Source organism: Paenochrobactrum glaciei (assembly GCF_039522165.1).
GTDB lineage: Bacteria > Pseudomonadota > Alphaproteobacteria > Rhizobiales > Rhizobiaceae > Paenochrobactrum > Paenochrobactrum glaciei.
This window is the reverse complement of the sequence record NZ_BAAADE010000002.1, coordinates 650,906-660,728: the sequence shown is the minus strand read 5'-3', so window position 1 is coordinate 660,728 and position 9,823 is coordinate 650,906. Positions and strand designations below refer to the sequence as shown.

General features: G+C 46.8%; 20 protein-coding genes and 1 pseudogene. 16 read left to right on the top strand and 5 right to left on the bottom strand.

Annotated features, from left to right (window positions below):
• Positions 1–378 precede the first annotated feature (378 nt).
• Complete coding sequence (locus tag ABDZ76_RS09545) at positions 379–609, bottom strand: hypothetical protein (RefSeq protein WP_343804683.1); 231 nt, start codon at positions 607–609, stop codon at positions 379–381.
• A gap of 73 nt (positions 610–682) precedes the next feature.
• Between ABDZ76_RS09545 and ABDZ76_RS09540 the strand changes: the two are divergent.
• From ABDZ76_RS09540 to ABDZ76_RS09515, 6 genes and pseudogenes are all read left to right on the top strand, one after another.
• Positions 683–820: pseudogene (locus ABDZ76_RS09540) on the top strand (helix-turn-helix domain-containing protein); the annotation flags it as partial.
• A 51-nt stretch (positions 821–871) separates the two neighbouring features.
• Positions 872–1,399, top strand: coding sequence for a S24 family peptidase (locus tag ABDZ76_RS09535; RefSeq protein ID WP_343804784.1), 528 nt, complete (start codon positions 872–874; stop codon positions 1,397–1,399).
• Positions 1,400–1,426: 27 nt separating this feature from the next.
• Positions 1,427–1,645 carry a hypothetical protein gene (locus tag ABDZ76_RS09530; RefSeq protein ID WP_343804681.1) on the top strand — a complete coding sequence of 73 codons (219 nt, stop codon included), beginning with the start codon at positions 1,427–1,429 and terminating at the stop codon, positions 1,643–1,645.
• Between the two features lie 304 nt (positions 1,646–1,949).
• Positions 1,950–2,336 carry a type II toxin-antitoxin system RelE/ParE family toxin gene (locus tag ABDZ76_RS09525; protein ID WP_343804679.1) on the top strand — a complete coding sequence of 129 codons (387 nt, stop codon included), beginning with the start codon at positions 1,950–1,952 and terminating at the stop codon, positions 2,334–2,336.
• Positions 2,317–2,670 (top strand): helix-turn-helix domain-containing protein, encoded by a 354-nt coding sequence (locus ABDZ76_RS09520; protein WP_343804677.1) that lies wholly within the window; start codon positions 2,317–2,319, stop codon positions 2,668–2,670. The genes ABDZ76_RS09525 and ABDZ76_RS09520 overlap by 20 nt, the downstream gene beginning before the upstream one ends.
• Before the next feature lie 132 nt (positions 2,671–2,802).
• On the top strand, positions 2,803–3,072 hold the full coding sequence (locus ABDZ76_RS09515; protein WP_343804675.1) for a hypothetical protein: 270 nt from the start codon (positions 2,803–2,805) through the stop codon (positions 3,070–3,072).
• Between the two features lie 47 nt (positions 3,073–3,119).
• Here ABDZ76_RS09515 and ABDZ76_RS09510 read toward each other — a convergent pair whose 3' ends face one another.
• A complete protein-coding gene (locus ABDZ76_RS09510; RefSeq protein WP_343804673.1) occupies positions 3,120–3,464 on the bottom strand; it encodes a hypothetical protein in 345 nt (114 codons plus the stop codon).
• A gap of 118 nt (positions 3,465–3,582) precedes the next feature.
• The gene (locus tag ABDZ76_RS09505) at positions 3,583–4,029 is read right to left on the bottom strand and encodes a pyridoxamine 5'-phosphate oxidase family protein (RefSeq protein WP_343804671.1); all 447 of its coding nucleotides are present in this window, start codon (positions 4,027–4,029) and stop codon (positions 3,583–3,585) included.
• A 209-nt stretch (positions 4,030–4,238) separates the two neighbouring features.
• Here ABDZ76_RS09505 and ABDZ76_RS09500 point away from each other — a divergent pair, with 209 nt between their 5' ends.
• On the top strand, positions 4,239–4,388 hold the full coding sequence (locus ABDZ76_RS09500; RefSeq protein ID WP_343804669.1) for a hypothetical protein: 150 nt from the start codon (positions 4,239–4,241) through the stop codon (positions 4,386–4,388).
• Between the two features lie 262 nt (positions 4,389–4,650).
• Here the strand turns inward: ABDZ76_RS09500 and ABDZ76_RS09495 are convergent, their stop codons facing one another.
• Together ABDZ76_RS09495 and ABDZ76_RS09490 are read right to left on the bottom strand one after the other, a co-directional pair.
• Positions 4,651–4,953, bottom strand: a complete 303-nt coding sequence (locus tag ABDZ76_RS09495) for a hypothetical protein (protein ID WP_343804667.1) — start codon at positions 4,951–4,953, stop codon at positions 4,651–4,653.
• Positions 4,950–5,261 (bottom strand): hypothetical protein, encoded by a 312-nt coding sequence (locus tag ABDZ76_RS09490; RefSeq protein WP_343804665.1) that lies wholly within the window; start codon positions 5,259–5,261, stop codon positions 4,950–4,952. The genes ABDZ76_RS09495 and ABDZ76_RS09490 overlap by 4 nt, the downstream gene beginning before the upstream one ends.
• Positions 5,262–5,354: 93 nt before the next feature.
• Here ABDZ76_RS09490 and ABDZ76_RS09485 point away from each other — a divergent pair, with 93 nt between their 5' ends.
• From ABDZ76_RS09485 to ABDZ76_RS09445, 9 genes are all read left to right on the top strand, one after another.
• Positions 5,355–5,675, top strand: coding sequence for a hypothetical protein (locus ABDZ76_RS09485; protein ID WP_343804663.1), 321 nt, complete (start codon positions 5,355–5,357; stop codon positions 5,673–5,675).
• Between the two features lie 85 nt (positions 5,676–5,760).
• Positions 5,761–5,961, top strand: a complete 201-nt coding sequence (locus ABDZ76_RS09480; protein WP_343804661.1) for a hypothetical protein — start codon at positions 5,761–5,763, stop codon at positions 5,959–5,961.
• On the top strand, positions 5,958–6,695 hold the full coding sequence (locus ABDZ76_RS09475; protein ID WP_343804659.1) for an ERF family protein: 738 nt from the start codon (positions 5,958–5,960) through the stop codon (positions 6,693–6,695). The genes ABDZ76_RS09480 and ABDZ76_RS09475 overlap by 4 nt, the downstream gene beginning before the upstream one ends.
• A complete protein-coding gene (locus ABDZ76_RS09470) occupies positions 6,692–7,318 on the top strand; it encodes a lambda exonuclease family protein (protein WP_343804657.1) in 627 nt (208 codons plus the stop codon). The genes ABDZ76_RS09475 and ABDZ76_RS09470 overlap by 4 nt, the downstream gene beginning before the upstream one ends.
• Positions 7,315–7,710 carry a recombination protein NinB gene (locus ABDZ76_RS09465; RefSeq protein ID WP_343804655.1) on the top strand — a complete coding sequence of 132 codons (396 nt, stop codon included), beginning with the start codon at positions 7,315–7,317 and terminating at the stop codon, positions 7,708–7,710. Before ABDZ76_RS09470 ends, ABDZ76_RS09465 begins: the two co-directional genes overlap by 4 nt.
• Entirely contained in the window at positions 7,707–7,940 is a 234-nt protein-coding gene (locus tag ABDZ76_RS09460) for a hypothetical protein (protein ID WP_343804653.1), read from the top strand. The genes ABDZ76_RS09465 and ABDZ76_RS09460 overlap by 4 nt, the downstream gene beginning before the upstream one ends.
• Complete coding sequence (locus ABDZ76_RS09455) at positions 7,940–8,332, top strand: DUF968 domain-containing protein (RefSeq protein WP_343804651.1); 393 nt, start codon at positions 7,940–7,942, stop codon at positions 8,330–8,332. Before ABDZ76_RS09460 ends, ABDZ76_RS09455 begins: the two co-directional genes overlap by 1 nt.
• A gap of 240 nt (positions 8,333–8,572) precedes the next feature.
• Positions 8,573–8,782: a hypothetical protein gene (locus tag ABDZ76_RS09450; RefSeq protein ID WP_343804649.1), complete on the top strand. Its 210-nt coding sequence runs from the start codon at positions 8,573–8,575 to the stop codon at positions 8,780–8,782.
• Entirely contained in the window at positions 8,754–9,767 is a 1,014-nt protein-coding gene (locus ABDZ76_RS09445) for a tyrosine-type recombinase/integrase (RefSeq protein ID WP_343804647.1), read from the top strand. The genes ABDZ76_RS09450 and ABDZ76_RS09445 overlap by 29 nt, the downstream gene beginning before the upstream one ends.
• Positions 9,768–9,823: the final 56 nt, after the last annotated feature.

Here is a 9,823-nt window from a genome sequence, read left to right as displayed (position 1 = left end):
GCGGACACCGCGCTGACCAATGATTTCATCCAGCAAAGAAGCGGCCATATCGACATCAGTCATCGTCGGCTCCTTGGCTGAAAAATCCACGTTCGTGGCTAAAATATCCACGTTCTTGGCTGAAACGCCCACGTTCATGGGTGACTCCTTTGCTAAGTTTGACCTTGCGAGGGACAAACGAAACAGTGAGAGGCAATGAATGGAGCCAGTTGGTAAGATTGCTGTGCGTGTTCTGAACAAAGCCAGACACGCACGAATACACCGCCAAAAGACGGGAATAAGTGGCCGAGACGATAAAGTGGGAGGGAGTAACCGCCTCGGCCTTAACACCGGCGGGGGAAGCCGGTGAAATGAAACTGAATGATAGGGTCGCGTGGCTCATGCTGCGCGACCTTTCTTGGTCTTTCGGGCGTTTAAATTTGCCTGATATAAATCAGCCGCCTGTAGACCAGTCGCCTTTATGATTGGTGCCCAATGACGGTCAGGGATGCCAATTGACGGCCATTTATAAACCGCATCTTTTTTGACAGCACCTTTACTCATAAGCGCAATTGATGCTGCGCCGCCCGCTTTTTTAATGATGTCATTAATTGAAATGTTGGTTTTCATGGTTTTATCTTATTGGATTTTAAATCCAATTACAAGGTAAAATAAATCCAAACAGGAATTTAAATCCGCATATATGATAGTCTCTATGAAATGGTGGAACAGATTAGATCAAAGAATTACCGAACTCGGCTGGTCAAAGGCTGAGTTATCGCGCCGTTCTGGCATCACGTACGACAGCATCAATAAATATTTGCGTGGCGACATCGACAACCCTCGTGGGAATATTCTTGAAAAGCTCGCCCACACAATTGATAGGCCAATCTTGTGGCTCCGTGATGGCATTGAATTAGAGCTACCGGTAGACGCGGTAGTTCAAACCGCCATAACCACTGTTCGGGTGGTTGGCACGGTAGAAGCTGGGACATTCCGTGAAGTTGACGAACTCGACCAGTCGGAACCTGTCGAAATAGCCGTGCCACGTGACGATAAATTCCCATATGCGCGCCAGATGGCATTCAACGTGTCCGGCGATTCAATGAATGACCTCAGGCCTCGCCCTATCCTGTCCGGCGACAGAGCTGTATGCGTTGCGTACAGCGATGTAGCGCATGAAGTGCCTTTACGTGATGGCATGGTAGTGGTTGTAGAGCGCACCCGAGACGGCGGGCATACACGCGAATGGTCAATCAAACAGATCGAGCTTTACGAAGATCGCACTGTTTTCGCGCCACGTTCAACGAACTCAAACTATAAGCCAATTGTCATTGAGCGCGACCACGATACAGATAGCGGGATGAGCGTTGAAGTCATCGCAATCGTAAGGCGCGTGGTAAACGACATCGAGTTTTAAAAGCATAAATTGGGGGGAGATAATTTCATGTCGCACATTCGTGAATACCTTGAAAGCCGTATTAAAGCTTTGAAAGAAGACGTTGAGCGTCACACACAACATCTGGAACTCATTAAACGGCATCCAAATCCAGATCCAAAAACGTATGAGCAGGAACGCGAAGAATACGAGCGCCGCCGTGATCTGGATCAGCAGAAGCTTAATCTAACGCTTCAAGAACTCTCATTGATGCAGTTGAGCGAATAATAAGCTGACGCTTATGCCTTCCCGCTGATCTTTGTCGCGGCGGTCGCGGCTAAACTGATGGGCTTTGAATGAGCTGGGTGTACGCCATAGAGGGTGTGATATCGGTAGGATTATTCTGCTTTATGCTGTGGGTATGGCTGAAGAGATGATGTAAGCTGACTATATCACTTAATATGCCGCTTGAACCACTTTCCTAGACCTTGACATTATGCCAAAATTGGCATAATTATATCTTGTATGCACATCAGTGAGGGAGGACGTGATGGGGAACATAATTAATAAAAAATCGTAAAGGATTTTAGAAGTGAAAGATGTTTTTTGGATGGGGGCAACCCTTGAGGAGGTACGAGACTTCCCAATTGAAGTGCGTCAAGAAATAGGTTTTTCGCTTCACCTCGCACAGGAGGGAAGGAAAGCAGTAAATGTTACACCATTAGTGGGGTTTGGTGGAGCAAGTGTATTAGAAGTCATCTCTAACGGTGATGGTGGCACTTATAGAGCTGTATATACAATTCGCTTTTCAGATGCGGTTTATGTACTACATGCTTTCCAGAAAAAATCTAAACGTGGCATCGCTACGCCAAAAAAAGAAATAAACCTGATAAAGGAGCGCCTTAAAGCAGCAGAACAACACTACATTCAGCTGCAAAAAGTTGCCTTGGAGAAACAAAATGTCGGAACAGATGGATAAAACCACCCCAATCATTAAAGGCTCTGGGAATGTATTTGCTGATCTAGACATCCAGCTGAATGAAAGAGATGAGCTAAAAGTAGCCATCGCGTCTGAAATATCAGACCTAATTGAAATTCGGGGGCTCACGCAAAAAGAAGCAGCCCAAATGCTAGGTACAGATCAAGCAAAAGTATCCAATATTACAAGAGGACGATTAGGCGGCTTTAGTGTAGACCGCTTACTTGGGTTTCTAATTGCGCTTGGATTCAACATTGATATTCATTTGTCTAAAAACGAGGGTGCTCATGGACGCGTGACAGTTCACACTCCTCCTAAAACAGCATGTGGATAAACCTACAAATATCACCCCGCTCCGGCGGGGTTTTTCTTTGGCTAAATACCTAACTAAATCCTGAACAGCCCATTCAGCGAGCGTTCACTCTCCCAAATGTAATCTGAGATCAGTTCAATGGGAGGAACGATTATGAAACGCAAACAACTTACCAAACTGGCTATCGCATCTGCATTATTGATTGCATCTTTGCCGCAGGCTTTCGCCTACTCTATCCACGTAAATGATGGCGTTTATGTCATTGAGTGTAAAAATGGCGTCACATCACAAGGGTCACATTTACAGGTTACCCACGCTCAAGCTGAATATTTTTGCCGAGTTCGTGGCAGCAGCATAAAGAAAAAAGACGTTGCGCCAAAGGCTCAAGTGCAGCCGGACAAGAAAAAAATTCAAACCAATTAAATTATACGTATATGAAGCCCCGTTATTGCGGGGCTTCGCTTCATAGCTTAAATAAAGCCAGTGGAAGCCAATTTTTTCTTGTGCCTAATTGACCTAAGCCTTAGTTGCTTATTTAAGCTATTTGCGGTTGGCTTATCCGTATTTCCTTCGGAAATTCTTTCAGCTCGCCTCTGCAATCTATCGGTCATATTGATAGAAGTTAGAAGATAATCTACGAGTTTTTTCTGGTTAAATTTACCAGTCAAGTACTGGCGCATTGCCGAATTAGCCAATGCTTGGCCTTCAGTACTATCTATTTTAATTAGTGTAGCCGTACATACCTGCAAAAGAGCGGCGTTGATAATCGCAATATCCGTAGAATACAGCTGGGTGATTACATTATTGGATGACATAGTTTTATCCCTCCGCCTTCGTTATGGGATACCCAATGAAGACAGAGGCACTATAGCACAGAACATAAGTCCAACCTAATTTGATAAAACACCACCTCCTAAGAGAATGTTTTTGTTGTCATTTCTCGGTTGCATGACCGCTTGTTTGCACGACTGACACCCTAAAGTAAACCGGCTCCAACGGGCGCTCATCACCCCTTAAAATCGTCCGAGTATAAGCAGGCACCCACCATTCAGCGCTACGCGATAAAACCTTATGCGCGAACGAATACAGGCTGTCTGGATCATCAGAAGCTGGTATTTTCTCAAAGCTGCCCGATACAACTAAGCTCTTCCAATCATTGGAAGCTTTAACCTCGGTGAAGTTAACACAGACATGCTGATTGAGCTGCATCATCTCCATTTTCTTGCCAAGTGTAGTGAGCGCATAAAGATACCCGCCATTATATACGAACCTAATTGGAACGACATAAGGCTGGTTTGAAACTGAGCACGCAATATGCCCGATCTCAACTCTTTCTAGCATTGCAGTGATTTCATTAACTGACATATCTCTGATCATCATAGCTATTCACCTCCCATCTCCAAAAGACAGAAGTCAGCCAAGGAAGGCCGCCGGAAAGCAACGAAACCAATCCCGCACCTGAACGTGTAAGTCCCGTTCAGATGAAAGCCGCTGACCACTAAATCACTATAGCACAATATCTACCGATATCGTTTGCCAAACTTTCCTTTTGGAATAGACTGCATGAACGCCCTTTCATGGAGGCAGTCATGGCTAAGCAGCAAGACGAGCACGATGAAGTCACCATTACAGGTGATCAGGCCAGTGGCGGTGACCAAGGCAGTACGCTGATCCCTATGCTGATAGGTGGGCTTATATTGGTTATCATCGGCGGCATTGTCGTGATGATGTTCGTATGAAGAAAACACTTAAATCATTTTGCCATAGCGCATCAGTCTACACCCGCATAAGGAATGCGATCTGGGAAACTAAATGCCCTGATTACCCAATCGGCTGTATGCCAGCTGATTGGGAGCCGGAACTGTGTGACTTCACACGCCTTCGACAAAGCACAATCGTCAACATTGGGCCAGTCTCGCTTAAAATTCTCAGGGCATGGGTAGAGGCCAACCATCAAACTTAACTGACCTTGCCCCATCCTTGCCCGCCAGCTCCAAGGGGCTACTGCAGCAACCTTCTATCGGGCGAGAAGTTGAACCCTCGGCAAAATTTATAAATATTCTCCATGAGCCAGCCTTCGGGCTTTTCGCACATCCTGTTATCCCCGTTGGCATCCTCATAATTCATTATCGGCATGACTACAAAGTCCAGCCTTTCGAAAGCCTCTACGGGATCGACGATCTTAAATTCATACCCTGAGAATTCCATTTCAAGATGCGCTTCAAACCGCTCCTTTGCGGCCTTAACAGCGCTCATAATATCCTCTGGCGGCATAATTATAAATGTTGTGACTGGCTTACTCATTGCTTCCCTGCCCCCTCCTTCGCTCCGATTACCTTCCCGATTAAGCTCGGACATTTGCTGCATTTGAATGGCAGGTTATTCAACACTGCGCTTTCCAAAAGCTCATCAACATCAGACGGCGAACCATCTGCTTTAGGCACTGCCACGCCCATAAAACTTTCGCGCATACAGTTCTCACAGCGGACATGCAGCGTAAACGTTTTGTATTCGGGATCTAAACATTCCCCCATAATGTTCTCCTTTTGTTCATTGATACCAAGATTCGCAATCTTGTCGAGCGCAATTATCGATATGGAATTTAAATCCAAATAACTGTTGACATATAAATAATATGGATTTAAATTCCAATCACAACAGCGCGAAGAAGCACCCGCCGATCCGCTAAACGATGGAGTTAAAAAATGTCCTCAGCTTTGCAGATTGCACACATAGATTTAACAGGCGCACAAAAGGTTACTGCCACGAATGCTGTGCAGCCTGCAAAGCGCCCCCGCGATTACTCTACCCAGTCAAAAGCCATGAAAATGGCATGGGAAGGTATCCGTAAGTGGATGGCGTACTCAGGCAAACCAATGTCTGCCAGCCATCGCGGCAAATTCATTTCACGGGCTTTCGCACAGCTTCGCATGGCTAAGCGTGAACAAAGCTCCGTTTACATCACACCAGAAGAAGCACAATTCATCGGTTCTGACTGCCTGATGAAAATGCGGGAGGTCGCATAATGAAAGACCTCCTCCAAGATTTTGCAGCATTCATTGCTGTCTCTCTCTTCATCACCTCATTTTTAATTTGGGCGGAGCATTTGTCATGAATGCAGCAGAAAATCAAAAACTGCGTGAATTGTACCGAACCATTGAAGCAGAGGGCGGAGCCGCCGCCCCTGATGATCTTTTTAGCCAAGGCATCAACTACGGCATTGAAGCGGCGCTGAGACACTTAGAGGCCGCAGGATTTTGGTACAGCATCAGCCCGCTTGATTTCGTCGACAATAAGGAGCTTGCAGCATGAGCGCAGCACTTGAAATTCATACTGAAACAGTACCTGCGCAGTCATCCAGCCAAAGCAGCGCTGCCTTAACTCCCATGCAAATGGCTTATCAGCTTATTCAAGGTGGAGCAGACTTAGGTTCAGTCAAAGAAATGCTGGCTGTAAGTAAAGAACTTGCAGCTGAGCAAGCAAAGCGCTCATTCTCAGTAGCAATTGCCGGCGCGAAAGCTGAATTACGCCCTATCGTTAAAAATCGTGATGGTCACAACACCAAATATGCTGACTTTGCAGCCATCGCATCTGCAATTGATCCAGTCATCACCAAGCACGGTCTTTCTTATCGCTTCCGCACAAGACAGATAGACAACCGTGCCGAGGTGACCTGCATCATTGAACATGTAGACGGGCACTCAGAAGAAAACACACTTTCAGCACCATCGGACAACACCGGCAATAAGAACGCCATTCAAGCCATTGGCTCAACGCTTACCTATTTGCAACGCTACTCACTTATTCAGGCTTTTGGACTTGCAATAGCCAATGATGATGATGGCCGTAGGTCAGGTTTGGCAAATGCCGAAACAATATCAAAAGAGCAAGTGAAAAACCTGCTTCGCCTGATTGAAGAAACTGACACCGATATTGAGCAGTTCTGCAAGCGTGGCAAAGTAGAAGCGCTGCCGGATATTCTGGCCGCAGACTATGAAAACGCTGTTTATCTGCTTGAAGAAAAAAAGAAGCGGATGGCGCAATGATGCAGGTATTCAACGATATCGTGCAAGGCTCGCCTGAATGGTTTGAAGCTCGCGCCGGCATCCCAACAGCCTCACGCTTTTCAACCGTCATGGCAAAAGGTGAAGGTAAAACACGCTCTGAATATATGAGAACACTTGCCGGTGAAGTTATCACCGGTGAAATCGAGGAAAGTTTCTCGTCCCCGCATATGGAGCGCGGCAAGCTGATGGAAGATGAAGCGCGTGAAACTTACGCCTTCATCAACTCAGTTGAACCGTATCAAGTTGGCTTCATCCGCAATGGTGATAAAGGCGCAAGCCCAGATAGCCTTATCGGCACAGATGGCGGCTTGGAGATCAAAACAGCGCTGCCACGCATCCAGATTGACCGCTTGGAACGCAACCGCCTTCCCCCAGAGCATAAGGCGCAAGTGCAGGGCAACTTATGGATTGCAGAGCGTGAATGGTGGGATTTCGTATCTTATTGGCCGCGATTGCCGATGCTGATCGTACGGGTCTATCGGGACGAGGAATATATTAAAACCATGTCCGACGAAATTGACCGCTTCAATGATGAAAAAGCCGCGTTGATAGAGCGTATCCGTGCCTACGGACAAGAACCAAGGATGGAGGCAGCAGAATGAGCAGATGGACGCACATCCTATCTGATGATCTTGCCATTCAGAGAGCGATTAATTGGATACGCCAAGCACCGCACGGCATGCGCCTTGAGTTTAAAATGCCAAAGCGCACATTACCGCAAAATGATCGTATGTGGGCAATGCTCACTGACATAGCTGCAATCATGCGCAAACGCGGAACCGATTACACCACAGACGAGTGGAAAGTGATTTTCATGCATGCCTGCGGCCGTGAAATCCGTTTATTGCCGTCACTCGATGGCAAAGGTTTCATTCCCTACGGGCAATCATCATCAGACCTCAGCAAACAAGAAATGACTGATCTGATTGAGTTCATGTTTGCTTGGGGCGCAGAAAACAGCATCACCTTTCACGATGACCGGAGAGTGGCATGATTATTTCTTTCCTTATCTCAAAGTTGCGCAAGCTGTTTGGCTTCAATGACGATCCACTTCCAGCGCTTAATAAAAAAGCTGACGAACTAACGGCCGCCATCGAAAAAGCCAAACGCGACAAAAAGAAATATAGCCACCTACAGAACGAGCTTTACTCGGTCAAAGCTATCATCATGACGATTGAGCGCGGCATCCCATACCGTAATGGTAAGTTTGAATGGGGGCAATAATGGCTGGCTTTCGAGTAGTTCGATACGACACAGCTTTCACCGCTTCACCATCCAAAGGACAGAAGCGGCCACGTAAACACGATGAAACCCACCTGAAATGGATAAGAACCCTGCCCTGCATCATCACCGGAGCTTATGGCGTTGAAGCTGCACATATCCGGTATGCAGCCCCGCAATACGGCAAGAATGAAACCGGCATGGGTGAAAAGCCAGACGACCGGTGGACAATACCACTGTCGCCAGAAATGCACCGCGAGCAGCACTCAATGAATGAACGCGCCTTCTGGCTCAAGCACGGGATAGACCCTTGCCGCGTGTCTTTAGCGCTCTTCGCCGTAACAGGTGATGAAGAGCAAGCTCTAACCATTATCCGGAATGCGAGGAAGTCATGATGTCGGCACTCCAACTCGCCGCCCCGACACCGGAGGAAGGGCTATGATCACAGTGCTACTAAACTGGTTCAATGGTTGGCGAATTGATTTCGATGGTTGGTTGGTCAGAGCTCGTCGACATTCTGACCCTGTAACATTGCCACCTGAAATTGGCTTCGTTGAAGAATGCGCAATTGCAGTCCGAACACCCAGGCATGCAAGATTAATAGACCGCGCAGCCTTAGCGCAAGGAGGTGGGGAGTGAGTAGAGCTAGAACTTTTTCAAAGGCTGAAATAATGGATGCGGCACGTGCTGCTGCTGAAACTGGAATGTCGGCAAGACTACTTAAATCAGGAGATATAGAGTTTCTCCACGGCATCACAAACAATGATACAAATGAAGAAAGCGACAGCCCAGACAACGCTCTCGCGCGGTGGATGAATGAAGGTAAATCTCGTCGGAGTGCATAAGGTGAAAGTTAAGCTCGCCACTGGTGAGCTTGGCTATTATTTTTATGCTTGGCGGGGTGGCCCCCGTATGAAAACAAAGCCTGGCACACTTGCGTTCACTCAGGAATATGTACGGCTGACAAAAGATAGAAAGAAGGCTGAAGCAAAGCCTCAAACTCTTTCATGGCTCGTCAAAGAATATACATCTGGTGCAGACTATCAAAAACTAAGCCCTTCAACCAAACGTGACTATGAGCGAATGATGGGCGTGATTTTGGTAAGATTTGGCACCCTGCCCGTTCCAGCATTAGAGGCGAGAGGTGCAAGGCGCTTATTTTTGGACTGGCGCGACGAGATGAGTGCCACCCCTCGATCTGCCGATTTGCATCTAACCGTGTTAGCGCGAATGCTTTCATGGGCTAAAAACCGTGAAATAATTATTCGAAATCCGCTAGAGAAGGTCGGCAAGCTTCATAAAGCCAGCCGTAAAGACATCATATGGATGCCAAGCCAAGTGAATAAGTTTTTACATCAAGCTGCGCCCCATCTGGCTGACGTTGTAAGGCTCGCGCTATGGACGATGCAGAGAAAAGGTGACGTGCTCGGGCTAACTACACTTGCGTATAATGATGGCCTGCTTTGGATCACACAGGCCAAGACAGGCGCAAGGGTCAGAATCAAGCCGGCAGACGAAATCAACCCCCTCCTTCGAAAAGCTAAAGAAGAAAATAGAACGCGCATACTTCTAAACAGTTTTGGTGAAGTATGGACATCATCAGGCTTTGACACTTCTTTCCGCAAAGAAATGAAGCGTCTAGAAATCTCAGGGGTGACTTTTCACGATTTACGAGGAACTGCGATTACCTATGCATATGCGCACGGATTGGATATTGAGCGGATTGCAGAGATATCAGGTCATTCCAAATCGGAATGTGAAACGATAATTAGAAAGAATTATTTAGCTGGCGGGGATGTTATTGACGCAATCAGAAAGGGAACGAAGTGAGGTCAAAGTGTAAAATGAATGACCAACTGTAAAACGGGATTTTTTCACTTTCTGCT